The sequence below is a fragment of the Marseilla massiliensis genome, from assembly GCF_023336985.1.
Taxonomy (GTDB): Bacteria; Bacteroidota; Bacteroidia; order Bacteroidales; family Bacteroidaceae; genus Prevotella; species Prevotella intestinigallinarum.
Genome location: NZ_JAMBLP010000004.1, coordinates 77592 through 104207, shown reverse-complemented (window position 1 = coordinate 104207; position 26616 = coordinate 77592). Strand labels below are relative to the sequence as shown.

General features: G+C 57.6%; 25 protein-coding genes and 1 tRNA gene. 9 read left to right on the top strand and 17 right to left on the bottom strand.

Going from position 1 to position 26616, the window contains the following annotated elements; all coding sequences use genetic code 11:
- Nucleotides 1-123 precede the first annotated feature (123 nt).
- The 5 genes from M3089_RS04560 to M3089_RS04540 form a co-directional block, all read right to left on the bottom strand.
- On the bottom strand, nt 124-1398 hold the full coding sequence (locus tag M3089_RS04560; RefSeq protein ID WP_249081979.1) for an ABC transporter permease: 1275 nt from the start codon (nt 1396-1398) through the stop codon (nt 124-126).
- A 4-nt stretch (nt 1399-1402) separates the two neighbouring features.
- The gene (locus tag M3089_RS04555; RefSeq protein ID WP_249081977.1) at nt 1403-2491 is read right to left on the bottom strand and encodes an ABC transporter permease; all 1089 of its coding nucleotides are present in this window, start codon (nt 2489-2491) and stop codon (nt 1403-1405) included.
- Nucleotides 2492-2590: 99 nt separating this feature from the next.
- Nucleotides 2591-3580 carry an HlyD family secretion protein gene (locus M3089_RS04550; protein WP_249081975.1) on the bottom strand — a complete coding sequence of 330 codons (990 nt, stop codon included), beginning with the start codon at nt 3578-3580 and terminating at the stop codon, nt 2591-2593.
- 2 nt (nt 3581-3582) lie between these two features.
- Complete coding sequence (locus M3089_RS04545) at nt 3583-5097, bottom strand: TolC family protein (RefSeq protein WP_249081972.1); 1515 nt, start codon at nt 5095-5097, stop codon at nt 3583-3585.
- Nucleotides 5098-5119: 22 nt separating this feature from the next.
- On the bottom strand, nt 5120-5995 hold the full coding sequence (locus M3089_RS04540) for a hypothetical protein (protein ID WP_249081971.1): 876 nt from the start codon (nt 5993-5995) through the stop codon (nt 5120-5122).
- A 520-nt stretch (nt 5996-6515) separates the two neighbouring features.
- Between M3089_RS04540 and M3089_RS04535 the strand changes: the two genes are divergently transcribed.
- The 6 genes from M3089_RS04535 (at nt 6516) to porE (ending at nt 14935) form a co-directional block, all read left to right on the top strand.
- On the top strand, nt 6516-6755 hold the full coding sequence (locus tag M3089_RS04535; RefSeq protein WP_249081969.1) for a DUF4492 domain-containing protein: 240 nt from the start codon (nt 6516-6518) through the stop codon (nt 6753-6755).
- Nucleotides 6756-6784: 29 nt separating this feature from the next.
- Nucleotides 6785-8374, top strand: a complete 1590-nt coding sequence (locus tag M3089_RS04530; RefSeq protein WP_205108560.1) for a cytochrome ubiquinol oxidase subunit I — start codon at nt 6785-6787, stop codon at nt 8372-8374.
- A 154-nt stretch (nt 8375-8528) separates the two neighbouring features.
- On the top strand, nt 8529-9671 hold the full coding sequence (locus tag M3089_RS04525; RefSeq protein ID WP_205108559.1) for a cytochrome d ubiquinol oxidase subunit II: 1143 nt from the start codon (nt 8529-8531) through the stop codon (nt 9669-9671).
- 122 nt (nt 9672-9793) lie between these two features.
- Complete coding sequence (locus M3089_RS04520; RefSeq protein WP_249081968.1) at nt 9794-10429, top strand: lactate utilization protein; 636 nt, start codon at nt 9794-9796, stop codon at nt 10427-10429.
- 254 nt (nt 10430-10683) lie between these two features.
- On the top strand, nt 10684-12729 hold the full coding sequence (locus tag M3089_RS04515; protein WP_249081967.1) for a DNA topoisomerase 3: 2046 nt from the start codon (nt 10684-10686) through the stop codon (nt 12727-12729).
- A gap of 142 nt (nt 12730-12871) precedes the next feature.
- On the top strand, nt 12872-14935 hold the full coding sequence (porE, locus tag M3089_RS04510) for a PorE family type IX secretion system protein (protein WP_205108650.1): 2064 nt from the start codon (nt 12872-12874) through the stop codon (nt 14933-14935).
- 380 nt (nt 14936-15315) lie between these two features.
- Here porE and M3089_RS04505 read toward each other — a convergent pair whose 3' ends face one another.
- The 3 genes from M3089_RS04505 to M3089_RS04495 are packed head-to-tail and all read right to left on the bottom strand — an operon-like array spanning nt 15316 to nt 16839.
- A complete protein-coding gene (locus M3089_RS04505) occupies nt 15316-15657 on the bottom strand; it encodes a DUF5056 domain-containing protein (RefSeq protein ID WP_249081966.1) in 342 nt (113 codons plus the stop codon).
- Nucleotides 15647-16189 carry an RNA polymerase sigma factor gene (locus tag M3089_RS04500; protein ID WP_249081965.1) on the bottom strand — a complete coding sequence of 181 codons (543 nt, stop codon included), beginning with the start codon at nt 16187-16189 and terminating at the stop codon, nt 15647-15649. Before M3089_RS04500 ends, M3089_RS04505 begins: the two co-directional genes overlap by 11 nt.
- 2 nt (nt 16190-16191) lie before the next feature.
- A complete protein-coding gene (locus M3089_RS04495) occupies nt 16192-16839 on the bottom strand; it encodes a DUF6249 domain-containing protein (RefSeq protein ID WP_249081964.1) in 648 nt (215 codons plus the stop codon).
- Between the two features lie 105 nt (nt 16840-16944).
- Here M3089_RS04495 and M3089_RS04490 point away from each other — a divergent pair, with 105 nt between their 5' ends.
- From M3089_RS04490 to M3089_RS04480, 3 genes are read left to right on the top strand one after another with little or no spacing between them, the layout of a single operon-like run.
- On the top strand, nt 16945-18372 hold the full coding sequence (locus tag M3089_RS04490; protein ID WP_249081962.1) for a methyltransferase RsmF C-terminal domain-like protein: 1428 nt from the start codon (nt 16945-16947) through the stop codon (nt 18370-18372).
- 23 nt (nt 18373-18395) lie between these two features.
- Nucleotides 18396-19190: a thymidylate synthase gene (locus M3089_RS04485; protein WP_249081959.1), complete on the top strand. Its 795-nt coding sequence runs from the start codon at nt 18396-18398 to the stop codon at nt 19188-19190.
- A gap of 21 nt (nt 19191-19211) precedes the next feature.
- Nucleotides 19212-19703 (top strand): dihydrofolate reductase, encoded by a 492-nt coding sequence (locus M3089_RS04480; RefSeq protein ID WP_249081957.1) that lies wholly within the window; start codon nt 19212-19214, stop codon nt 19701-19703.
- Between the two features lie 598 nt (nt 19704-20301).
- Here M3089_RS04480 and M3089_RS04475 read toward each other — a convergent pair.
- The 9 genes from M3089_RS04475 to M3089_RS04435 all read right to left on the bottom strand — a co-directional run bounded on the left by M3089_RS04475 (nt 20302) and on the right by M3089_RS04435 (nt 26556).
- A complete protein-coding gene (locus M3089_RS04475; RefSeq protein WP_249081955.1) occupies nt 20302-20805 on the bottom strand; it encodes an Lrp/AsnC family transcriptional regulator in 504 nt (167 codons plus the stop codon).
- A 90-nt stretch (nt 20806-20895) separates the two neighbouring features.
- Nucleotides 20896-21363, bottom strand: a complete 468-nt coding sequence (locus M3089_RS04470; protein ID WP_249081954.1) for an ExbD/TolR family protein — start codon at nt 21361-21363, stop codon at nt 20896-20898.
- Nucleotides 21360-21956, bottom strand: a complete 597-nt coding sequence (locus tag M3089_RS04465; RefSeq protein ID WP_249081953.1) for an ExbD/TolR family protein — start codon at nt 21954-21956, stop codon at nt 21360-21362. The genes M3089_RS04470 and M3089_RS04465 overlap by 4 nt, the downstream gene beginning before the upstream one ends.
- 9 nt (nt 21957-21965) lie before the next feature.
- Nucleotides 21966-22481 (bottom strand): hypothetical protein, encoded by a 516-nt coding sequence (locus M3089_RS04460; protein ID WP_249081952.1) that lies wholly within the window; start codon nt 22479-22481, stop codon nt 21966-21968.
- Nucleotides 22465-23337: a MotA/TolQ/ExbB proton channel family protein gene (locus tag M3089_RS04455; RefSeq protein ID WP_249081951.1), complete on the bottom strand. Its 873-nt coding sequence runs from the start codon at nt 23335-23337 to the stop codon at nt 22465-22467. Before M3089_RS04455 ends, M3089_RS04460 begins: the two co-directional genes overlap by 17 nt.
- 31 nt (nt 23338-23368) lie before the next feature.
- Nucleotides 23369-23456, bottom strand: a tRNA-Ser gene (locus M3089_RS04450).
- Between the two features lie 62 nt (nt 23457-23518).
- The gene (locus M3089_RS04445; RefSeq protein ID WP_249081950.1) at nt 23519-24316 is read right to left on the bottom strand and encodes a TatD family hydrolase; all 798 of its coding nucleotides are present in this window, start codon (nt 24314-24316) and stop codon (nt 23519-23521) included.
- Between the two features lie 414 nt (nt 24317-24730).
- Nucleotides 24731-25429 (bottom strand): hypothetical protein, encoded by a 699-nt coding sequence (locus tag M3089_RS04440; RefSeq protein WP_205108529.1) that lies wholly within the window; start codon nt 25427-25429, stop codon nt 24731-24733.
- A gap of 152 nt (nt 25430-25581) precedes the next feature.
- Nucleotides 25582-26556, bottom strand: a complete 975-nt coding sequence (locus M3089_RS04435; RefSeq protein WP_205108527.1) for a polyprenyl synthetase family protein — start codon at nt 26554-26556, stop codon at nt 25582-25584.
- Nucleotides 26557-26616 lie beyond the last annotated feature (60 nt).

Genomic DNA, 26616 nt, shown 5'->3' with positions numbered 1-26616 from the left:
GCTGTCAGATAGTTATGAAAAATGGCAAATGCGGCATAATTTTTTTACAAAAGCAATGCCGCAAAATCACTCACGCCTGCGCGCCATAAGCCCGGTGCCGGGCGGCTGCGGGGCAGACTGCAGTCACTTGCGGGCCGCGCGCTCACGCAAGCGGCGCTTCACCTCGCGGCGCCGGCGGATGTAGTCGAGCCTGTCGAGTGCATGGCGGCGCGACTGTATTATCTGGTGACGGTACACCAGGCAGGCCAGCAGGAAGTAGGCAGCAGCCTGCACCCACAAGGCCCTATACTCGAAGGCCACATCGTAAAGCGACGCCCCGAGGGTGTTGACACGCACGTAAGCCCTGATGCCGAAGGTTGAAGGAAACAGCCACGAGAAGCATTCCCAATACCACGGCATGTTGCTCTGCGGCCAAGACACGCCCGAGAGAAACAGCAACGGCACGGAAGCGAAGACCACCAGCAGCATTACGTTCTCACGGTAGCGCACCATGCACGACACGGCCATGCCGAAAAAGATGCTCGCAAATATATATGGCAGCATTATGGCGAGCAGCACCGAGGGCTCGGCCAGCACAACGAAATGGAACAGGCGGGGCACTATCATCGACAGGTAGGAGCCCAGCACGGCGTAAATCATGAAATAACACATGGCCTTGCCCATGACAATGCGGAACATTCCCTGGTAGCTGCGGCTGAAGGGAATAAGGTCTTGGTAACGATTGCGCTCGCGGGCGGTGCCGGCCGACAGGCCTATGCCCAGCACGAGCGTCTGCTGCAGTATGAGCATGAGCACCGCCGGCAGTATGAACGAGCCGTAACCGCCCGACGGATTGAACATTGGCACGGGCGTCACGGCCATCGGGCTCGTGGTGACAAGGTCTTCACGGTCGGTCGTGTTGCCCGCCACCTTCACCTGCAACTGGCTGTTCATGTCGAGGGCAACGCTCATGGCCGTCTGGTAAACGGCCTTGTAGGTGAGCATGAGGCTCATGTCGCAGTATACGCTGACGGCCGTCTGCTCCATGCGGTTGAGCCGCGTCGAGAAATCAGACGGCAGGTAATAAATGCCTTTCACCACCTGACGGCTGAGCAGCGCGCGGGCCTCGTCCATGTCGGATGCGTAGCACAGCACCCGCACATCGGGCGAAGCGTCGCAATGTCGCACGAACTCACGGCTCATGGCCGTGCGTGAGTTGTCGACAACGACCACCGGCACATCGCGCACTACCTCATTGTTGTATATCCAGGAGTAAAGCAACGGATAAAGCAAGGGCACGAGGATGAAAAATATAAGCACACCTTCGTCGCGGACGGTCTGCCTCATCTCTTCCGCCCAAATGCGGCAGGCGTCGACCACTCCGCCGCGTATCTTGTTTATGATTCCGTCTTCTCTCATCACGTCAAGGAATATATACGTATGTAAGCATGGCGTTGCGTATCTTGCGCAACACCATTATCGGCAACAAGGCAAAGGCCACCAACGCCGCTATGTGGAACCATGCGTCGAGCATTTCGTAACCGTTGAACACCGTAATCTGGTAAACCATGAAGTAATGGCGCAACGGGAAGAGCCACGAAAGAGACTCCAAGGCGGAGTCCATGCCCATCACCGGAAATGCCGAACCGGCCATCGAGAAGCTCAGCACGGCCCAAAGCGAGCACACACTCATCGACATACGCAACGATGGCATGAGCCCGAAGGCGAATATTCCGAACCCTTGCGACGACAAGACCGTGGCCAACCCGAGCATGGCTATGCGCATGGTGCCACCCGGATGGGGAAAGCCGAGCACCCCGAAGACATAGTACATGTATCCGTAGACTATGGCGAGGAATATCAGTGTCTGCGGCAGCATCTTGCCGGCAAGCGCCACCACGATGTTGCCGTCGGCCATCGAAAGCCACTGGCGTGAGCGCTTGAACTTAAGCTCTGTGCCCAATGAATATGCCGTTATGAGGAATATGAACAGCATGATGACGCCGGGCACGAGCACGGTGCTGAGGTATATGTTATAGTTTGTCCACGGATTGGATATCTGGTGTAGGTCGATTACTATGGGCTGGAGGAACGACTGTACCTGCGCGGGGGGCACACCCTTGGCCTGGAGCGTTGCCATGCCCACCGAAGCGGAGCCGAGCGTGGTTATGGTGGTAAGGTCGCGGTAGAGCAAAGTGCCCGCCGCGTAGTAGGCCATGTTGTAGTAAAACGACACTGTTGGGCGCCGCTGGGCCAGCAACTTGTCGGAAGTGCCTTCGGGAATGTACAGGAATGCGTATATCTCACCTGACTGGACGGCCTTGCGAGCATCGCGCACTGTGGGGTAGACGGCCACAACATGGCTGGTCTGGAAGGCGTCGAGCCGGCGCACAAGCTGCCGGCTTAGCGACGAATGGTCGTGGTCTACCACACCGACAGGCATGTCGGTGGGCTGCCCCTCCTGCATCATGGATGTGAAAAAAAACATCACCAGAAGCGGGAACACAACCATGCAAAACCAGTAGATGGGGTTTTTGCGCAGTATGCAACATTCGCGCCACGCTATACGCGCGACTTGGCTGAGACACTCTTTTAACCGCACCGACTTATATCATTTTTCTTTTACTACCAACGACATGCCCGGACGAAGCCCTTCAACCTGCCCAACCGGACGCGCCTTGACCTCGAATGTCTTCAAGTCAAACTGCCCGTTGGCCTTTGTTGCCTTCCATACGGCATAGCTTCCCTCGTCCTTCATATAATACACTTTCATGCTTATGTCCTTGCCGAACGCCGGCACATAGGCATTGAAAGTCTTGCCGACGGCAAGCCCGCTCAACTGGTCTTCACGCACATTGAACGTGCCCCACATGTCGGTCATTACCGATATCGACATTATCGGGGCGCCCGTGCCGACGAGCTCGCCCACCTTCGGGTAGATCTCGCTGACCTCACCGTCCATCTGTGCCACCTGGACGGTCTCGTTGATATATGAGCTCACCTCGGCCACCGCGCCCTTGGCACGGTTCACCTGGGCGGCTGCGGCCATCTTTTCTTCGCGCCGCGCACCGTTGCGGGCCATGTCATACTGGCTCTGGGCGGCCTTTACCTGGGCCTCCATGGCCTTGAAATTGGCAAAGGCCTCGTCGCGCTTCTGCTCTGTCATGACCCCTTCGTCGTACAGACGCTGCACCCGCCCGTATGACTTGCGGGCGATGTCGAGGCCTGCCTTGGCCTGCTGCAACACCTGGAAGGCTCCCCTCACCTGCTCGGCGCGGGCGCCGCTGCGCGCCATCTCGTCCATGGCGGCAGCCGCATCCTCGGCACTGCGAGCCTGGGCAAGCTTGGCCTGCACGTCGGGCGCGTCGAGAATGGCCAGCGTGTCGCCCTTCCTGACATAGTCGCCCTCCTTTACCCGAAGCTCGAGGATGCGCCCCGGCACCTTGCTCGACACCCGGTATTCTGTCACTTCCACCTGCCCCTGTATGAGCTCCGGCTCACGCCCGAGGGCAAAAAAGCCTATCAAGGCAACCACTACGACCACTGCCGCAAACCCGGCGACGGCAAGCAGGATGTTGTTATGTTGTGATTTTGCTGACATAATCAATCGTCTAATGTTCCAAGGGCCTTCTTCAGGTTGACTTGGCTTAGTTTAACTTCTATTTCTGCGTCTATCTTTTGCGACTGCGCCTTGAGCCAGGCGGTCTGTGCCTCCATCACCGTTGTGCTCTGAATCACACCTTCGCGGAAGCCCAGGTTGGCGCTGCGCAGGTTTTCCTCGGCCTGTTCGGCACTGGCCTTGGCCATGGTCAGCTTCTTGCCGGCTTCCGAAAGCTTGAACGAACTCTGGCTTACTTGCAACTCGACTCCCTCGCGCGCCTCTGCCAACTCGAGGTTGGCCATGGCTGTGGCGCCCTTTGCGGCCCTCACCTTATAGGCCACATCGCCCCAGTTCCAGATGGGCACGCGCACCAATACGCCTACGCTCCAAACGCCTCCGAACTTGTTTTGAAACCCGTTGAACACGTTGGGGTTGCTGAACGAATAGCCTCCGATGAGCGCAACCTGAGGCAGGTTGCCTGCCTTGAGCAGGTTTGTGGCCTGCTTGCTTATGTCGACGGCGTTCTGGAGCATCTGCAGTTCGGGCCTGTTGTTAACCGCGTCTGAATGGCTTCCGTACACCGTTGCGTCGGCGGTGGGCAGACTGCCGGAGTCTTCGTCGGCCAAGGCGATGTCGGTATCGAGCGGCAAGCCACATATCTGGCATAGCAACATCCGTGCCAGCACGAGCCCGTCGTTGACCTGAGTCAGCGACATCTCGGCTTCGTTGAGCCTCACCTTCACGCTGAGGCCCTCGGAGCGGGTGGCCACCCCTTCGCGTATCATCTTCTGAACGTCGCTGTCGAGCCGGCCCACCAACTTCAGGTAGCTCTCTGCCAGGCGCTTCTTGTTCTTCAGAGATACTATGGTCCAATAGGCATTGTCGACGTCGAAGAGCGTCTGCTGGCGCTTGGCGTCGATGCCGTTGGCCGCCATCTGCTCGCCGAGGCGGGCCATCTTGTTCATGGCCACGATGCTCCCGCCCATGAATATCGGCTGTGTTACCATGACCGAGCCGGCGAATATGTTGCGGGTATCGGTGCGGAAGGCGTCAACCACCTTCTGCCCTTCGGCGTTGAGTGCCGACGCCAGGCCGGTCACTTGGGCCCCGATGTTGCCCAGGGCCTGGTCGGTGGTGGTGCCAAACACCTTCAGCGCCTCGTCGAGAGCAGCCTTCTGGGCATCGGTGAGCCCCTCGCCAAATCCCTGGAGCGAGCCCGCCAGCCCCGAGGTGGCCGTGGTGCCTATCCCCGAAAGAGCCCCTTTCTGCCTGTCGTTGAGTATTGACAGCTCCCTGCTGTTGTACATGTAGCTGCCCACCGCGCTGACGTGCGGCAGGTACTTCGTGCGGGCCGACTTCCTCATGTTGGTGGCCACATCGCGCTGCAGCTCAGAGACAGCCAGCTGCTTGTTGTTGCGCAATGCCATGGCCCGGCAACTGTCGAGGCTCAGCACATGCGTTACGGCTGACGACGGCACCGCCCCTGACAACAGCAAGAGCCAAACGATACCTTTCATAATGACTGGAAATTAAAAACGTTTACTTGCTGAACGTAAAGCTCCGCGAGCCTATCATGTTGCCATCGGCAAAGACGCTGACGGTGTAAGTGCCCTTGCTCAAGAACTCCTCAACCGCCCTGTACATGGTGACCGGGGTCTCCTCGCCGGTGTACTCCACGCTTTTCTTCATAGAGCACTCTATGTCGCGGTTCTCGTATGCAAACGTACCGCCCCCACCGAGCACGTCGCCGGTGGGCGTGGTTATGCGGACGTAGAACGTGCGCACGCCGTTGGTGGCAGTGACGTTGCGCGTGATGCGGAACGACACCTCTATAGACTTGCAGTCCTTTATGCGTTTCACGGCCTTGCCGTTTTTCTTCTTGGCTATCATGTTGATACCCGTGGCATCGAGCTGGGCGGCAATGGCCACCTTCTCCGACAGCGAAGCCTTCTCGCTGCTGAGCCCGGCTATCTGGCGTGTGGCCTCGTTATACTGGCCCTTTACGCGGCTGTTCTCCTCCCTGAGGTTCTGGTTAAGGCGGTTGAGCGAGTCGATCTCAAGCACGTAGCTGCGCAACACGGCACGCACCGTGGCCAGTTCCTTCTTGAGACGTGCTATCTCGCGGGCATCGGTACTCTTCACCTGGCGGAGCTCCTCGAGCAGCCTTTGCGTCTTGAGCTGCTCTTGAGTGAGCTGCGCGACTATCGAATCGTTGTTTATTTGCGTCTTCATCTCGCTATACTGGCGGGCGAATTGCTCATACTCATTCTCCATTTCCTTCTTGTCAAGGTCTGCCAGTTCCTGCATGTCCTTGTTCACCTGACGCTGATGGGTCAGCCCAATTGCAAGATATGTAACGCCACCCAATAGCAAAACGATAACCACGATGAGTGGTATCAACAATTTCTTGTTCATATACTTATTTACTTTTAAACAGATGCAAAGTTAAAGTTTTAGAACGAAACGGCAAAAGAAAAGGGCGCGGCATTGAGCAAACGGAAGCAAATTTAAGATTATTACGGAAAAAAAGAACAAATTTAGCACACCCCCGGAGATGTGGGGCTGCACCATGAGGAAAGCCTCTGCCTACAGCCGCGGCAACGGGAAGGCGACGCTGCACGTGGCGGCCGGATGTGGTGCCGGTGCACTTTGGCACTGTCGGATTTCCTTACACGCATTGCCATAAGGCACGTTTGGCATTGCAACATGGCCCGTTTCGCACCACGGAAACGGCCGTTCGGCACACCCGCAACGGCCGTTTCGGAATGCAAAACGGCAGGTGTGATGCAACCATCTGGGCCACAATATGTTACAAATCGAAAACCACAAGCAAGCCAACCGTAAACTGTTTTTACATTGCCGACAAAAAAATCAGGCATAAAAAGACGGCGTTATGAAAATAAATATGTAAATTTGCAAAATAAACAATACCGATATGAACAAGCAAAGCCTCATATACCGAATATATGACTTGTATGCCGACGGGTTCCGAAACATGACGATTGGCAAGACGCTTTGGACGGTGATACTGATAAAACTGTTTATCATCTTCGCCGTGCTCAAGGTGTTCTTCTTCCCCGACTTCCTCAAGACGAAGACTGAGAAGGGCGGCGAAGCCGACTTCGTGGCAACCGAAATGATAACCAGGGGCGCCGGCCCTGAGGCATCGCGATAACCAGACATAACCCCAAAAAACAAAACGATATGACAAACATCCTTATGAATGTAGATGCAGCGGCCATCGACTGGGCAAGGGCGCAGTTCGCACTGACAGCCATCTACCACTGGCTCTTCGTGCCACTCACGCTGGGCCTGGCCGTCATCATGGGCATCATGGAGACGTGCTACTACCGCACGCGCAGTGCTTTCTGGCGCGACACGGCCCGCTTTTGGCAGCGGCTGTTCGGCGTAAACTTCGCAATGGGCGTCGCAACGGGCATAATACTTGAATTCGAGTTCGGAACCAACTGGAGCAACTACTCATGGTTCGTGGGCGACATCTTCGGCGCGCCGCTGGCCATCGAGGGCATCGTGGCTTTCTTCATGGAGTCGACCTTCGTGGCAGTGATGTTCTTCGGGTGGAAGAAAGTGTCCGCCGGGTTCCACCTGGCAGCCACATGGCTCACGGGCATCGGGGCCACACTGTCGGCCTGGTGGATACTGGTGGCCAACTCATGGATGCAATACCCCGTGGGCTGCACGTTCAACCCTGACACCATGCGCAACGAAATGACCTCGTTTGTCGACGTGGCCCTGTCGCCGATGGCCGTCGACAAGTTCTGCCACACGGTGACATCGGCATGGATCATAGGCGCCCTGTTCACCGTGGCCGTAAGCTGCTATTACCTCATGCGCCGCCGCCACCAGGCCATGGCAATCGAGAGCATAAAGATAGGCGGCATCGTTGGCCTCGTGGCATCGCTGCTGGCTGCATTCACGGGCGACGGCTCGGCATACAGCGTGGCCAAGACACAGCCAATGAAACTGGCTGCCATGGAGGCCCTCTACGACGGCGGGCAGAGCCAGAGCCTAACGGCCATAGCGCTCATCAACCCCTTCGCACAGCCCGACTATGCCGCAGGCGGCGAACCGCCAATGCGCATCGGCATACCCAAGATGCTGTCGTTACTGGCCACACGCGACGCCGACGGCTTCGTGCCTGGCGTCAACGACCTGCTGAATGGCGGATACACGCTGCCCAACGGCGAGACGGCGCTCTCGGTAGACGAGAAGATAAGGCAAGGACAGGCAGCCATACTGGGCCTGAAAGAGTATCGCGAACTGAAGGCCAAGGAACGGGCCGACGGCCTGACCACAGCCGAAGCCCAGCGCCGCGACGAGCTGAGCAAAGACCTGCAGGCGAACATGAGATACTTCGGTTACGGCTACCTGAAGGACAAGTCGGAGGCCGTGCCCTTCATACCTGTGTGCTTCTATGCCTTCAGGATAATGGTAGGACTCGGCATGCTGTTCATCCTGTTCTTCGCCGTGGTGCTGTTCTTCGCCTACCGCAAGGACTTGGCCCGCACGCGATGGATTCACCTGGCCGGACTGGCACTGCTGCCCCTGGGCTACATAGCCAGCGAATCGGGATGGATAGTGGCCGAAATGGGCCGCCAGCCATGGGCCATCCAGGACATGATGCCGACATGGGTGGGCGTCAGCGACATTGGATCGGCAAACGTGATGGTGACGTTCTTCATCTTCCTCGCCCTCTTTACAACACTGCTGGCCGTTGAAATCAACATCCTGTGCAAGCAGATCAAGAAGGGGCCGGAGACGAGCGAAGGGTGACGCAAGCCGGGCATAAGCCCGCGGCAACGGCCTGAGGCATGGCTGAACAGCCGGCCAACGGCAAGCCGGGGCGCCCTTAAGGCACACTCATGTTTACAGGAGAAAAAGCAAGGCAAATAGCCATTAATGAATCACTAATTATGAATTGAACATCATGTCATACGAATTTTTGCAACAATACTGGTGGTTCCTCGTCTCATTGCTTGGGGCCATACTCGTCTTCCTGCTCTTTGTGCAGGGCGGCAACTCACTGCTTTTCTCTGTCGGACAGACCGACGAGGAACGCCGCCTGCTGGTCAACTCGACCGGACGGAAGTGGGAGTTCACATTCACGACGCTCGTAACATTCGGAGGAGCGTTCTTCGCATCGTTCCCGCTGTTCTACAGCACCAGCTTCGGCGGGGCCTACTGGCTGTGGATGATAATACTCTTCTCGTTTGTGCTGCAGGCAGTCAGCTATGAGTTTCAAAACAAACTGGGCAACTTTCTCGGCACACGCACCTTCCAGTGGTTCCTGGTCATCAACGGCATTGTGGGCCCGCTGCTGCTCGGAGGAGCCGTGGCAACATTCTTCAACGGCTCAAACTTCATTGTGGAGAAAAACAACCTGGTGACCGGCCCGACTCCAATCATCAGCAGCTGGGCCAACGCCAGCCACGGACTCGACGCCCTGCTCGACCCGTGGAACCTGGTATTGGCCTTCGCGGTGTTCTTCCTCGCCCGCGTGCTCGGGCTGCTTTACTTCATCAACAATGTCAACGACGAGGCCATACGCTCGCGCTCGCGCCGCCAGCTCGTCACAGCCAGCGCCCCGTTTGTGCTGCTCTTCGTTGCTTTCCTGCTGCGCACGCTGCTCAAGAGCGGCTTCGCGGCCGACCCGGCAACAGGGGTCATATCGATGGAACCGATGAAGTACCTCAACAACCTCGTCACGATGTGGTACGTGGCCGCCGCCCTCGTGGTGGGCATCGTGCTCGTCCTCGTCGGCATAGTGCGCACAATAGTGTCCAAGACATACATCAAAGGCATCTGGCCGACGGGCATCGGCGTCGTGATAACGGTCTGCTCGCTGCTGCTCTGCGCTGGATGGAACGACACGGCCTACTATCCGTCGACGGCCGACCTGCAGAGTTCGCTCACCATTGCAAACTCGTGCAGCAGTGAGTTCACACTCCGCACCATGGCGATAGTGAGCATCTTCATACCATTCGTGCTCGCATACATATTCTATGCATGGCATTCCATCGACAAAAAGAAAATAGACAAGAAGGAGATAGCCCAAGACGAAGCTTATTGAACGACATCGGCAGCCGCGCAGGACACACACCAAGCGGCTGCCGATGCCTTTTTGTATACACCTGACACTTGCACGTTCGGAATATTATTAGTAACTTTGCAGCCAGCAAAATCCCAACACACATGACACCGAAAGAATCAAGAAACGAACGATTGGCACAACACCTGATACGCCATCTGGAGCGCCGCAACATGTCAGCATACTATTGCCCGACCGCAAAAGAGGCCGTATCAAAGGTCGTTGAATTGATACCAGACGGCAGCAGCGTCACCTGGGGAGGCTCAATGACGCTGCGCGACATGGGGATACCGGCCGCGCTGCACGCCAGGAACAGCCTTGACGTCACGGATCGCGACCTGGCCGCAAGCCGTGACGAAGCCCAAGAGATATACCGTAAGGCCTTCACCGCCGACTACTACCTGTCAAGCGCCAACGCCATTAGCGAGGATGGGGTCATCGTAAACATCGATGGCACCGGCAACAGAGTGGCCGCCATCACGTTCGGGCCTAAGCACGTGATATTCGTAATCGGCCTGAACAAAGTGGCACAGACAGCCGAAGCCGCACTGGCAAGGGCAAGGTCGACGGCCTCGCCCATCAATGCAGCGCGCTTCGACATAAAGACCCCGTGCCACACAGACGGGGTTTGCCACAACTGCAACTCGCCCGAATGCGTCTGCAACCACATACATTTCCTGCGCAACTCGCCCGGCAAGCGCCACACAGTCATACTCGTAGGCGAAAGCTGGGGCTACTGACGCAACGCCGACAGGCACCAACCACAGCGGTCTTCCATCCAAACCAAGACCGCAAACAGCCATGACCACCATTTACCAGGCGGCTTCCTGACATGCCGGAAGGCTCGAAGCGCAGCACAGCCAAGCCGGTAGTGCCTTACAATGGCAATGCCACCGGGCCCGGCCGACACCGATAGCGCCATACGGCACGAACGCCATCGGCAGCCAAGACGCCATGGCCCATCATCTAACACACCACATCCAACATTACGACAATGATTGTTTGCATAGCCGAGAAACCAAGCGTGGCCAAGGACATTGCCCGAATCCTCGGGGCAACGACAGGCCACGAAGGATACATGGAGGGCAATGGCTACCAGGTGACATGGACTTTCGGCCACCTGTGCACGCTCAAGGAACCGAACGACTACACCCCCCTGTGGAAGCACTGGAGCCTCAGCGCCCTGCCAATGATACCGAAACGCTTCGGCATCAAGCTGATAGACGACCAGCGAATACAACGGCAGTTCGCCGTGATAGAGCGCCTGATGCAGGCTGCCGACGGCATCATAAACTGCGGGGATGCCGGCCAGGAGGGTGAGTTGATACAGAGATGGGTGATGCAGAAAGCCAAGGCCACGTGCCCTGTCAAGCGCCTCTGGATCTCATCCATGACAGATGAGGCCATAACCGAGGGCTTCAGGTCGCTCAAAGACCAATCCGACTACCAGCCACTCTACCTCGCCGGGCTGAGCAGAGCCATCGGCGACTGGATTCTCGGCATGAATGCAACACGCCTCTACACGCTCAAGTATGGCCAGAACCGCCAGGTGCTGAGCATCGGACGGGTGCAAACCCCCACTCTCGCGCTCATAGTCAACAGACAGAAAGAGATAGAGAACTTCAAGCCCGAGCCTTATTGGATACTGTCTACCACCTACAGGGAGACGGTGTTCAGCGCAACCAAGGGCAAGTTCACGGTGAAAGAAGAAGGCGAACAGTTTCTGGCCACCATAACAGGAAAGCCTTTCACCGTGACCGACGTACAGAAAAAGAACGGCACCGAAGCCCCTCCTCACCTCTACGACCTAACGTCTTTGCAGGTAGACTGCAACAAAAAGTTCGGCATGAGCGCCGAACTGACCCTCAACACAATACAATCTCTCTACGAAAAGAAGCTGACAACATACCCCCGTGTGGACACTCAGTACCTCAGCGACGACATATATCCGAAATGCGCGGCCACGCTATCGGGACTGAGGGGCTACGAGACGCTCACCCGGCCGCTGGCAGGCAAGCCGCTGAAAAAGTCGAAGAAAGTGTTCGACTCATCCAAGGTGACAGACCACCATGCCATCATTCCCACGGGCGTGGCGGCGCTCAACCTCACCGACATGGAGCGCCACGTCTACGACCTTGTGGCGAGACGCTTCATAAGCGTGTTCTACCCGGACTGCAAGTTCGCCACGACCACCGTCATGGGCAAGGTCGAGGACATCGAGTTCAAGGCCACCGGCAAGACCATACTCGACGAAGGGTGGCGCAGCGTCTATGCCAAGGATGTGCAAGCGGGCAGCGACGACGACGCAAAAGCCGACGACGAGGAGCGCACCCTGCCGCAGTTTGTTGCCGGCGAGAGCGGCCCTCACACGCCGAGCCTGGCCGAAAAGTGGACCACACCGCCAAAATTCTACACCGAGGCGACACTGCTACGGGCAATGGAGACGGCAGGCAAGTTCGTTGAAGACGAGGAACTGCGGGCCGCCCTGAAAGAAAACGGCATCGGAAGGCCGTCGTCGCGGGCCGGGATAATAGAGACACTGTTCAAGAGGCACTACATAAAGCGCGAACGAAAAAACCTCATTGCCACGCCAACAGGTGTGGAACTGATTGACACGATAAAGGAAGAGCTGCTCAAAAGTTGCGAACTCACGGGCATCTGGGAGAAGAAACTGCGCGACATCGAGCACAAGAAATATGACGCGGGGCAGTTCATCGAGGAGCTGAAACAGCAGATTGGTAGCATCGTCAACGATGTGCTCTCTGACAACAGCAACCGCCGCGTGAGCGTAATGACAGACGAAGACATGAAGAAAAAGATGGCCCCGAAGGTGGCCCAGGCGCCGAAGCCCAAGGCGCCCGCCCCACAGAAGAAAGCCACAACGGGCCTCAAGCCCGACGACAACATCATCGGACGCCCCTGCCCAACGTGCGGGAAAGGCACGATAATAAAAGGGAAAACAGCCTACGGGTGCAGCCGATGGAGAGAGGGGTGCACCTTCAGGCTGCCGTTCGCGGCCAAGCCTCCTGCCCAACAATGACCTAAGCAACCAACAGCCCCGTCTGTCACAATGCGTCAGACGGGGCTGTTTCGTTGCTCCGCAATCCGTTTTTGCCGCCCCCAAAAGCCCATTTCGCCACATCATTATAATAATAAGCCGCGATTTGCGTTATTATAATGACATGCGATACACATCGACCATAGCATCAATCATTGTCGTGGCCACACTCCTTGTGGGGTGTGGCGCAGACTCACACATGAAGAAAGGCGACAAGTTTTTCGCGCTTGGCGAATACTACGACGCCGCAAACCAATACAAGAAAGCATATTCTGCCACCGCACCGAAGGAGAGGGCAACCCGCGGACAGCGCGCACTGAAGCTCGCCGAGTGCTACCGGCGCATCAACTACACGCAAAGAGCAATAGCAGCATACAACAATGCCATACGCTACAACCAAGCCGACAGCATGACGCACCTGAGGCTGGCGCAACAGCAAATGAAGGCGGGCAGCTACAAGGAAGCGGCAAAAAACTTCCAGGCCGCACTCGACAGCCTGCCCGGCAACAGGCTCGCCGCCAACGGGCTGAAAGCTGCGCGCATGGCACCCGAATGGAAAGAGCAAGGCTCGCAGTACACAGTGAAGCGCGAAAACTTCTTCAACTCGCGCCGCGCCGACTACTCGCCGATGCTGGCGGGCGACAACAACGACCAGCTGTACTTCACATCGACGCGCACCGAGGTGAAAGGCGACGAACTGAGCGGCATCACCGGCACGAAGAACGGCGACATTTTCGTGTCGACCAAAGACGAGAACGGCAAGTGGACCAAGCCGCAAGACATAGACACCGAGCTGAACTCGGAGTTTGACGAAGGCGCATGCTCATTCAGCCCCGACGGCAAGACGATGTACCTGACGCAGTGCACCACCGACCCGCAATACCCGCGATACGCCACAATATGCACGTCGACGCGCTCCGACGCGTCGTGGGGCAAGTCGACCACGCTCGAACTGACCAAAGACACGCTGTCGAGCTACGCCCACCCGGCCGTGTCGCCCGACGGCGAATGGCTCTACTTCACGAGCGACATGCCCGGAGGAATGGGCGGACTCGACATCTGGCGCGTCAGGCTGACGGCTGCCGGAGTGGGCGGGGTGGAAAACCTGGGCGAGCCGATAAACACCGAGGGCGACGAGATGTTCCCGACATTCAGGCCAAACGGCGACCTATATTTCTCGTCCGACGGGCATCCCGGCATGGGAGGCCTCGACATATTCATAGCCAAGCCCGACTCCGTGGGGGGCACGTGGCACATTGAGCACCCGGGATACCCGCTCAACTCGCAGGGCGACGACTTCGGAATGACCTTCGAGGGACTGCACAACCGGGGATACTTCTCGTCGAACCGAGGCGACGCCAAGGGCTGGGACCACATCTACAGTTTCGTCAATCCCGAGATAATACAGACGGTGAAAGGATGGGTTTACGAGCAGGAAGGCTACGAACTGCCGCAAGCCGTGGTCTACATGGTGGGCAACGACGGCACCAACCTGAAGCTCAGCGTCAAGGGCGACGGCTCGTTCACACAAGAGATACGCCCGGGAGTAGACTACGTATTGCTCGGCACATGCAAGGGATTCCTAAACCACAAGGAGCAGTTGAGGGTTGAACCGGTGACCGAGTCAACCGAGTATGTGCTCCAGTTCCCGCTGGCCTCAATCACCGCCCCGGTGCTGATAGACAACATATTCTACGACTTCGACAAGGCCACACTGCGGCCCGAGTCGACCAAAGCGCTCGACGAACTGATAAAACTGCTCAACGAGAACCCCAACGTCACCATAGAGCTGAGCGCACACTGCGACTACCGCGGTGCCGTGGAATACAACAAGGTGCTGTCGCAGAAGCGTGCCGAGAGCGTGGTAAACTACCTGGTGGAGCACGGCATAGCCGCCGACAGGCTCTCGCCTGTGGGCTACGGCAAGGAGAAACCGAAGACCATAAGGAAGAAACTGACCGAGACGTACACCTTCCTGAAGGAGGGCGACGTGCTGACCGAAGACTTCATAAAGAAGCTGAAGCCCGAGGAGCAGGAGATATGCAACCAGCTCAACCGCCGCACGGAGTTCATCGTGCTGCGCACCACCTACGGCATGTTCGACGAAAAAGGCAACCTGAAGAACCCGCCAAAGCCCAAACCGGCCGAAAACCAGGCCCCGGCCGAGCCGGAATGGACGCCGTGGTAGGCACATGAAGCAAAACCGGCAATGGACAAACGCCACGCCGCAACCGCCTGCCCTACGCACGGCCACAACCCTTGACGGCAACAGCGTCAGGGCGGCGGGCCCGCCGAGAACAATCGGTGCAGCAGTGCTCCCTGTCTGGAACAAATGCCCCGGCCATCCGGTTTCAGTAGCAAATGCGCCGCACCGCCCCAACTTGGGCAAGCCATATCATCCAACCGGCTATTCCTTTGGCATCCAGCCACTTACGGAAAATGCCGGACTGCGGTTTCAAAACGGCCCGTATTACAACACAAAACGGCCCGTTCGGGCTTGCAAAACGGCCTGTTTTGCAAGCCCGAACGGGCCTTATCGGATTCTGCCGGATGCGCCCCGCCGGCCTGTCACCACCACGAGCGCTCCCTGTCCATCACCTCTTTGATTAGCAAGGCCATCACCACAGCCATGGCAACAAGCAGGTGTGCCACGTGGTGCCATTGCAAATCGGCCGCCATTATCGTGCGCACGGCTCCGGCAAGCCACACGGCCGCCTCGTGCCAGACACGGAAACCGACAGCCATCACCACTCCCAATGCCAGGCAGAAAGCCGTCCACAGGCGGGCCTTCAGCAGCGTGCGGTCGGGCAGGCTGCGCATCACCCTGCGGCTGAACCCCCCGTCGGCAATCTCCGTGCGGGCCGCCTCGCTGAAGAATTTCTCTAAAAGCTTATCGTCATTATTTGTCATATCCATTCTGTCTTAAATAATCCGCCAGCCTGTCCTTTCCCCTCTTAAGGTGCGACTTCACCGTGTTGGCCGGCATGCCGGTGATGCTTGCAATCTTGTCTACGGTCTGCCCGTCAATCAGTTGCAGCGTAACGCAAGCCCTCTCGGCCGGTTTCAGCCGGGCCAGGGCCTCGTACACATCCATCCCCAACGCCCCGTCGGGCTCGATGCCGCGGGCTGCCATGGCGGCACAACCGTCGATGTCGGCCGTCGGCCTGTGCGTCCTGCCATAGTCGTAGAGCACGCGCCACGCTATCCTGAACAGCCAGGTAGAGAACGACGACATGCCCCTGAAGCCCGATATGCCCACATACGCCTTGACAAACGTGTCTTGCGCCAGGTCGTCGCTGAGCTGGCTGTCGCCCAGCGTCTGGCTCAGGAAGAAACGGCGGAGCCTCGACTGGTATTTGCAGACAAGGGCGTCGAAAGCCTTCTTGTCGTGCATCACAGCCACACGGGCCACAAGGTATGTGTCATTGGGCTGCAGGCTCATGGTCAGTTGTCTTGCGTTGGGTTCATGTCTCCGTCGCTGCAGTCACGCCCTTTCTTCGATGCCGACGTGCGGGCTATCACCATCTGCCCCACGCCATAGAAGGTAAGGAGGACAGCCAAGCCTATGCCAAGGTCAAAATTCATTATCCCGAACAGGCAGCACAGGCCAAGGCCAACCGACACATTCTTTATTCCATTGCGCCAAACCTGTTCGGCCGGCTCCAGGCCCTCACGCATTATGCCGCCGGGTATGGGCTGCCCCTTTTCCATGGCCATCTCGGCAAGCCTCACTTTCTGCTTGCGTATCTTGTAGATGAAATAAAACAGCAGGCCGAGAATGACGGCGGGGGCCAGCACAAAGAGCAGCAGCAATATGGAGAACACTCCGAACAAGTCGGTACTGCTTTCAATCATGTCGCGCAAAGCGCTGTCGAAGCTGTCGGAATCCATGTTCACGCTGTAGGTGGCTTGCTGCGGCACATAGTCCGAGTCGGCTGCAGTAGTGTCCGAATAGGCCTCAATGCCGGTGGTGTCGCCTGCCTGCGTGACGCTTACCTTCACATGCTGCGCCACGGCGGACGGTTGCGCCGAGACTGCATTGCCGCACAAAGTGTATGCGGCCATTGCCAATGCTATGAGATACTTCTTCATATATCGTATTTTGTTGTATGTTACATCGGTTTGACGCATCGCCACCCCCGGAAGTTGCAAAGATGCGATTTTTTTTCTAATTTTGCATCCGCAAACAAGCAAACAATGACTCTGCCCGACTCATTTACACAATATACCCGAAGCCTTATGGGCGACGAGCTCTACGGAAAGCTGCTGCGGGGGCTCGCCGACGAGCCTCCTGTGAGCATACGCATCAACAGGGCCAAGTGCCACGCAAGCCCCGATGGTGCCCGGCCTGTGGGCTGGTGCACCGACGGATGGTATCTGCAGGGCAGGCCCGCCTTCACGTTCGATCCCCTGCTCCATGCCGGCTGGTATTACGTACAGGAGGCGTCGTCGATGTTCCTGCACCACGTGATAAGCCAACATGTGGCCGATGCCTCGCTGATGCTCGACCTTTGCGCAGCCCCGGGCGGCAAGTCGACGGCCGCCCTCGGCGCGTTGCCCGACGGAAGCGTGCTGTTTTGCAACGAACCTGTGCGCCAAAGGGCCCAGATTCTGGCCGAGAACATGCAGAAATGGGGGCGCCCCGAGGTAGTGGTCACCAACAGCATGCCTGCCGACTATGCCCGCTCGGGGCTGGAGTTCGACGTGGTGCTGTGCGATGTGCCATGCTCCGGCGAAGGCATGTTCCGCAAAGACGAGGGCGCCATAGGCGAGTGGAGCCCTCAAAACGTGGATCGTTGCGCCGCCCTGCAACGCCAGATAGTGGCCGACGCCTGGCAGTGCCTGCGCCCGGGAGGCCTGCTGATATACTCTACATGCACGTTCAACGCCAAGGAAAACGAGCAGAACGTGGCGTGGATATGCTCCAGTCTCGGGGCCGAACTGCTGCCGGTGTCCACCGATGCGGCCTGGGCCATCACGGGGTCGCTGTCCGATTGCCTGGCCGGGCCGGTCTACCGGTTCATCCCGGGCGTCACCACGGGCGAAGGACTCTTCATGGCCGTGATGCGCAAACGGGGCGAAAGGCTGCCTGCCGCCGCGCCGCCGCGCCGCAGGCAAAACCGGCAGGGCGCCCGCAACCGGGCGGCCGAGTACAACGGATGGATAGAAAAGCCGGATGATTTCGACTTCTTCACGCCGGCCGACAGCATAGTCGCCATACCCAAGGGCATGGCCGCCCACTATGAGACGGCGGCGCGCACGCTGCGCATTGTGCATGCCGGGGTTACCATAGGCACCATAAAGGGCAGAGACATCATCCCGGCACAGTCGCTCGCCCTGTCTGTCGCACTGCGGCCCGGAGCGTTCACGCGCGCCGAACTGCCATACAGCCAGGCCATAGCCTACCTCCGAAAGGAACAGCTGCAACTGCCAGAGGGCACGCCACGGGGCTTCACGCTCGTTACCTACGGCGGCGCGCCGCTGGGATTCGCCAAGAACATTGGCCCAAGGGCCAACAACCTGTACCCGCAGGAGTGGCGGATAAAAAGCTCGCACGCGCCCGGCGACGACTCGCGACCGGCCGTGATATGCACCGACATGATGAATGACGGGTGCCGGGAATAATCATTTTAGCAATACAAACAGAAATGAAACAATACTTAGAACTGCTCAACCGCATCCTCAACGAAGGCACGCGCAAGAGCGACCGCACCGGCACCGGAACGCTGAGTGTGTTCGGCCACCAGATGAGATTAGACATGGCAGAGGGCTTCCCGCTGCTCACCACAAAGAAACTGCACCTCAAGTCAATCATCTACGAACTGCTTTGGTTCCTGCGCGGCGACACAAACGTGAAATACCTCCACGACCATGGGGTGAGAATATGGGACGAATGGGCCGACGAAAACGGCGAACTCGGCCCCATCTACGGCCATGAATGGCGCTCGTGGCCCGACTACCAGGGGGGCACGATAGACCAGATAGCCAACGTTGTCGACCAAATCAGGCGCACGCCCGACTCTCGCCGCATGATAGTGAGCGCATGGAACGTGGCCGAAGTAGACAGCATGGCCCTTCCTCCCTGCCATACCATGTTCCAATTCTACGTGGCCGAAGGGCGACTGAGCCTGCAACTGTACCAGCGTTCGGCCGACACCTTCCTCGGAGTTCCGTTCAACATCGCCTCATACGCGCTGCTGCTGCAGATGATGGCGCAAGTGACGGGACTGCAACCGGGCGAGTTTATCCACACCACGGGCGACACACACCTCTACCTTAACCACCTCGACCAGGCACGGCTCCAGCTTACCCGCACCCCGCGCAAGCTGCCACGGATGGCAATCAACCCCGATGTCAAAAGCATATTCGACTTCACTTACGAAGACTTCCGCCTCGAAGGCTATGACCCATGGCCGCATATAAAGGCCGAAGTGTCTGTATAACGCAATACAACCTGAACTGAAATGAGAATAAACATCATTGCCGCCGTGGCCCGAAACAGGGCCATAGGCAAAGACAACAAGCTGATTTACTGGCTTCCCAACGACCTAAAGAGGTTTAAGGCGCTGACAACCGGGCACACCATAATAATGGGGCGCAACACTTATATGTCGCTTCCAAAGGGGGCGTTGCCCAACCGGCGCAACGTGGTGCTGAGCCGAACGGTGAGCAATCTGCCCGGATGCGACTGCTATGCGTCGCTTGCCGAGGCCCTGGCCCACTGCCAGCCTGACGAAGACCTGTACGTAATAGGTGGCGCAAGTGTCTACGGGCAAGCCATGGAAATGGCCGACCGCCTATGCCTTACCGAGGTCGACGACTGCCCGGAAGGGGCCGATGCCTTCTTCCCAGAATACGAAGGGTGGCATGAAGTGGCACGCGAAGAACACAAGGCCGACGAGAAGCATGCGTTCAACTATGCTTTCGTTGACTATGAAAAAAATGCAAACAAATGACAAAAAGGTTTTGGCAATGTCTTGAAAACCGCCTGCACAGGTAGCCAAAAGCTAAAAATCCATAGATTAAAAAGTGCAGGTTAAACCGCCAAGTGCAGCATCCGTCATAATTAAAAAAACTGTTTGATTATGATGAGACACATAGCTTACATTGCATTGGCGGCACTATTGTGCTTCAGCACAGCGTCATGCATAACACGGCCGCCCCACCGTTACCATTACTCAATGGATGAGGGGCGTCACCACCACAGGCATCACAAGAAGCCCAAACCACCAAAGAAGCCCGGAAGACCAAAGCCGCCGGGAAAGCCAACACCCCCTCCGCCACCGCTACACCACCGCCGGTGAAAGGCCAACTGGGCCACAGGCAAAGGCAGAAAGCATGAAGCCAACGGCCACGGATGCCGCGGCCATGGCGCAGCAAAGCCAAGCCACGACCGTAGCCCGCAGCCAACGAAACAAGGAAAATCCCGTTTGCGGCATTGAGTGAAGGCATCCGCCATAACAAGACGAAGCCGACGGCAATGCAGCAAACGGGGTTCTGTGGTGCCAATACACCGCTGCCGACGCATCAACATACTGACGCCGGCATGCTGTGTCAGATATTCCGATCCATCATATCATCCTGGTCAATGACAGGAATGTCAACTATCGGCAGCTGGCGGTCTATCGACGTGTTGAACGAAATTATTGTCTCACTGCGTGAAAGGCCCAGCGGCTGCAACTTGTCGTGGATGATGTTGAGCAGATGATGGTTGTTGAAAGCGTATATTTTAATAAACAAGTCAAAGTCACCGGTGGTATAGTGGCATTCCACTACCTCCGGAATCTTCCTCAACTCTTCCACCACGGAATCGAACTTTTCCGGGTTTTTGAGGTTAAGACCTATGTAAGCACATGTTTCGTAACCTATTTTCTCAGGGTCGATGACAAAGTGCGAGCCCTTGAGAATGCCCAGATTAGTCAACTTCTGTATACGCTGATGGATGGCGGCGCCGCTTACATTGCATGCGCGAGCCACCTCGAGGAACGGTATCCTTGCGTCTCCAGCGATGAGACGAAGAATCTGTTTGTCCAGTTTATCCAATCTTTGATATGCCATTATCTATTTCTTTTGTGGCACAAAAATACAATAAAAATTCGACATATCAAACAAAACTATAAGTAAAAATATAAGAATTGCTATGAAATATCAGTGTTTTTCGTCGGTATTGGCTGAATAAACCACTTTCAGGGCGTGCGCCGAACGCAAGGCTCGCTTTACGTCTTCAATTACGCCCATGGGCGTATCGCGGTCTGCCATTATGCTGACGGTCATGTTGGCCGCGTCTTCCGGGGCCATGCGTGAGCGCTCCTTGGCTATGTACTCGGCTATATCGTCGATGTCGCCGTACTTGTCGTTGAGCTGAATGCGCATCGGCGAACCATCCGAATGCCCCTGTCCCTTCACCGGGCGGCCTATGTAGATGTATGTAGTGGCCGACTTCTTGGCCAGCCTCACCAGTTCTGTACCTTGCGGTGTACGGTATTCCACCTTCAGTTGTGCCTGGCGGATATGCGTCACTATCATGAAAAAGAACAAGACGGTGAATATCAAGTCGGGCAGCGAGGCCGTATTGAGCCCCGGCACCTCGTGGTGTGACGTGCGGAAACGGCTCATTTGCCACCTCCTTCCACCTCGAGGTCGCCCTCCGACAGCCGCAATGGATAGTATTCGCACACGGCTTGCTGCTCCTCGTCGTTGCATTCGGCATACGGATGGCCAAAGCGGCGCGTCGCCAAGCGGTCGCGCAGCGCGTTGTAAGCAGCCATCACGGCCTGCTGAACAGCGAAATAAGCATTGTAGGTCGACGCCCGGTCGGCCTTGATGAATATCTGATGGTTGGCTGTGACAGCGCAACGCCCAAGCAGAGGGATGTCGCGCCACACCTTTTCGGGCAGGTCTTTGCTGTCGCTTTCGTTGTCTACGAACTCCATGACCTTGGCCTTCAGCCCGTCGGCGCTCACCTCCTTGCCGTTGCAGGTGATGCGGTCGGCATCGTCCAATGCCACCAGCAGCACATTGCGCCGCTTGACCTCGGCCACAGCCTGCTCCTTTTCCTGCGGCATGGGCGGCAGTTGCTGAGTGATGCCCCTGTCGGTCTCCATCGACGTTGTGACAAGAAAGAAGGTAAGCAACATGAACGATATGTCGGCTGTCGACGTGGTGTTCAGTTCCGGAACACGGTGAGTCTTTTTCCTTTCCCTAAGCATGGCCACCTCCTACCGGTCTTTCCTGTTCATCCGCCGGTTAAGCCCCGACACACCGTATGCCACCACTGCCACGGCCACAAGGCCGAGCACTATCGACGTATTGATGAACATGTCGGTGAGCTTGAGCCATCCGGCCTCGGCAAACCACTTGCCGTTGACCCTCACCGGCTCCGCCGAGCCCATGGCAAACGTAACTCCCAAGGTGGCCACGAGCAGCAAGGCAACTCCCAGTGATATGCGTCCGGCTGGCACGCCGTGGGTCTCATAGCGGCTGCCCCCGTGCACTGTTATGCCCCTGACCATTGCAACCACGGCCACGGCCACGGCCACGCCACACAGCACATAGGTGTAGACCAGGAGCACGTCGGTGAGCAACGGGGCGTTGAAATTGGTGTCGGCCACGTATGGCATGTCGTAGCCCACGAGGAAGAATGCGCCGAACACCAGCGCAGACAAGGCTATGAGCAGGGCCAGGACACGGCCCGACACCCTGTCGGCCGACAGCCCCTTATGCATTCTTTTCACCGTCTTGCCCATTGCCAGCCAACTTATACTTCATTATTGTGTCCAGAAGGGTAATCGAAGATTCCTCCATCTGCGACGTGATATGCTCTATCTTCGACAATATGTAGTTGTAAAATATCTGAAGGATGAGCGCAACTATGATGCCGAAGATGGTTGTCAGGAGGGCCACCTTCATGCCTGCGGCCACGATGGTGGCGTTGATGTCGCCCGCAAGGCGTATCTGCTCGAAAGCCATCACCATACCGATGACGGTACCAAGGAACCCGAGCGACGGCGCCATCGAGATGAACAGCGTTATCCACGAGCAGCCTTTCTCGAGGTTGGCGGCCTGCACCGACCCGTAAGAAACTATCGACCGCTCGATGTTGTCTATCGACTCGCTGATGCGCGTAAGGCCCTGGTAGCAGATGGAAGCCACGGGGCCGCGCGTGGCGCGGCACAGGTCTTTGGCCCCCTCGATGTCGCCGGCCTCGACACGCCCGCCAACATCCTCCATGAAACGCTTGGCATTGATTTCCGAGAGCGTCAGGTAGATGATGCGCTCTATGCAAAAGGCAAGGCCAATGACAAGGGCAAGGGCCACCAGCGACATAAACCCGGCACTGCCTTCGATAAACTTCACCTTAAGCTCCTTGTGCAGCCCGCCGCCCTCTTCGGGCACGACCTCCTCCACATCGGCGTCGGCCAACGCGGAGTCGCTGACCAACTCTGCTGCCGACGAGTCGCTGACAACAGCCGATGCCGGTGCTCCGACAGCAATAGCGGCAGTGTCTTTATTGGGGGTAACCTGCGCCATAGCCACCGGGCTATAAGCAATCAGGGCACTAATTGCGCACAAGGCAATTAACTTCTTCATAAGCGTGGAAGAACGAATTAGTATTGTTCAGCGGAGAGAGGGGGATTCGAACCCCCGTGACGCTTTTGGCGTCTACACGCTTTCCAGGCGTGCCTCTTAAGCCACTCGAGCACCTCTCCTTGCGTTTTGCGGTGCAAATTTAAGCCATTTATGTCTATTTCCCGCAACGCGCACAGCCCTTTTATGTTTCTTTAACCAATGATTTCACGTCAAGAGGGCCGAAGATACGGCTCACCGTGGCGTTGGTTGCTTCGGCAAGCTCATCTTCCGAAACGCCATAACACTCTGCAGCCTTGGCCAATACGTAGCTCACATAGGCGCTCTCGTTGCGCTTTCCGCGCATGGGCACGGGCGCCATGTATGGTGAGTCGGTCTCGAGCACTATGCGGTCGATGGGCACGTGGGGCAATACCTCGGGCAGGTGCGACTTCTTGAACGTCAGCACGCCGCCTATGCCGAGGGCAAAGCGCTCGAAGCGCAACAGCTCGGCGGCCTCGCGCTCGTTGCCCGTGAAGCAATGGAACACGCCTCCGGGCAGGTCGGCCTCATATCGGCGGAGCATGGCCACCATCTCGTTCTGGGCCTTGCGGCAATGAATCATTAGCGGCAAGCGTGTCTCTACCGACCATCTCACCTGCTCTTCGAAAGCCTCGAGTTGCTCTTTCTCAAACTCACGGCTCCAATAATAGTCGAGTCCCACCTCGCCAATGGCCACGAATCGGGGCGAGAGCTGCCGGCGAAGGCTGGCCAGCACCTCCCTGTAACCGCCATTCACCTCCTCGGGGTGGAGCCCTATCATTGGATGGGCAAAGCCCGGATAGCGGTCGCACGTGGCAAGGACGGTGCCCACCGAGGGCAGGTCGATGGCCGGTATGAGCACATGCGATACACCCGCAGCGCGGGCGCGGCCTACCACTTCGTCGCGGTCGGCGTCGAACTCGGCACCGTCAAGATGGGCGTGTGTGTCTATGAAATGCATAAAAAATATTCTTTTAAAATGATGTTTCAATATTAACGGCATGGCTGCATGCCGCCCGCACGGTGGCAATGCGGCTACGGGAGCGCGGCCGGGGCGGCCGGGCTGCAACCGTTGACTGCGGTTACGGAAACCTCCGGCATCCTTTGTATGTAACGATATTTCGCATTTGGGCGAGCGAAAATGCACATCTGCATAAACACCTGTGCCCCAGTCACTTGCCCACCAATGCCATTCGGCCGTGCAAAACGGCCTACATTGCGGCGCCAAACGGCCCGTATGGGGTTGCCAAACGGCCCGAATCGCGCGCCCGGACGGCCCCCGTGGCGCCGCCACGCCTGCATTGTAATCATTTGTTCAGCCACATGCAGCCATGGCAAGCAGCCGATGCCGGCATGCCTCCGCCCCGAGTATGCATCAATACAGATGGGGTTCCTTCCGACGGTAATAGTAAACCACCCCCAGCTTGCGGCACTCGGCATAGCGCACTTCGGGTGGCTCGGAGGCGAAATAGGCCTCGATCTGGTTCCACAAGTCGAGCAGCACGGCGTCGACCTCGGGCCTGAGCCGCTGCACGGCGGCCAACGCTGCAGCCGTATGCCGCTGCCGCAGCCGCTGCTCGTTGTAGGCATCGCGGAATATGTCGATGTGTGTTGCCACCTTGCCAATGGTCGGGTTGTATATGGGCAGCCCTCCGCCACGCAGCCGCTCGCGCTCGCCGTCGACCACCTTCTGCCCCCACTCCAGCAAGCTCTCGGCCGACTTCAGGCTTGGCACGGCCGCGTCGCTCTCGGCAAAGCCGTAGAGTTGCTTGTAGCGCGGCTTTATCTCGCCCCGCTCCATGGCCAGGAACAGCACCTGTATGAAATGGCTCAGAAACATGGCGGCGTTGCGCTGCAGTTTCTCCATCTGCCCCGTCTTGCGCTTCTGTGCCATCATGCACACCCTGTACTGCTCGCAAGCGGTTAGCAGTCTGTCGTATGCAGGGCGGCAGCGATTGAGCACCTGCCAGTCGACAATGCGGTTTCTAACCGTGTAAATGTCGTTGCAGTCGAGCACGGTCTTCAGTGCCTTGAGCCTTGCGGCGTCGGTCTTTGGCAATCTTCTGTAGGGCATTGGGCTATCTGTTTGTTTGTTGTTGGCTGTAAGAATGAGTGTCGGGCATGGCTGCCGGAGCCACGTCAGGCAACGGCCATGGCCACGGCCGGCTTTCGCCTGCCACGTCCATGGCCCCCTAACGGCGTCACGCCTGTGGCAAGGGATTGGGGTCAGACCTCGCGGTGCATCATTTCCTGGGCGAAACGCCGCAGCTGTTCCTTGCGCGCATCGTCCACTCCGACGGCTGCAAGGTATTCGCTGGCACGGTCGAAATACTGGTTTATGCGTGCCTCGCACAGGCCCCTGATGCCCAGTTCGTCGTAAATCCTGGTCACGGCGGCCACCTTTTCGGCCCTGTCAAAATCGACGGCGGTAATCCAGCGCATCAGTTCCGAGCGCTGCGACGGCCCGGCCAGCTGGTAGGCATTGATGAGCATGTATGTCTTCTTGTTCGACACAATGTCGCCGCCGATGGCCTTGCCGAACACAGCGGGGTCGCCGTAGACGTCGAGCAGGTCGTCTTGCAGCTGGAAGGCCAGCCCTATCTGCTCGCCAAACTGATAAAGGCGGTCGGCGTCGGCTGCCGGCGCATCGGCAAGTATGGCGCCAGTCTTCATGGCACAGGCCAGAAGCACGCTCGTCTTCAGGCGTATCATCTCTATATACTCGGCCTCGGTCACATCGGTACGCCGCTCGAAGTCCATGTCATACTGCTGCCCCTCGCCTATCTCCAGGGCCGTCTCCGTAAACAGGTCGAGCACGGGCTTCAGCTTCGAGGGGGCGCACTGGGCCATGCGCTGGTATGCCAGCACAAGCATGGAGTCGCCCGAGAGAATGGCCGTGTTGGCATCCCACTTGCGGTGAACGGTGGGCATGCCCCTGCGTACGTCGGCGTTGTCCATCAGGTCATCGTGCAAAAGGGTGTAGTTGTGGTATGTCTCCAACGCACAAGCCTGCATGAGTATGCTCTCCGGATTGTCTTTGTAGAGATTGTACGACAGGAGCATCAGCACCGGGCGGATGCGCTTGCCACCTATGGAAAGTACATACTTGATAGGAGCGTAGATGCTCTCCGGCTTGCGGTCATAGCTCAGGTTAGCGATGAAGTCGTTAACCTTGCTGAGCAGTTCGTTTGATGTAAACATATCTTTTCGTTTTTTTTGATTTCACTAACGATGGCGGCACAATGGCTGCACAATCGGCCA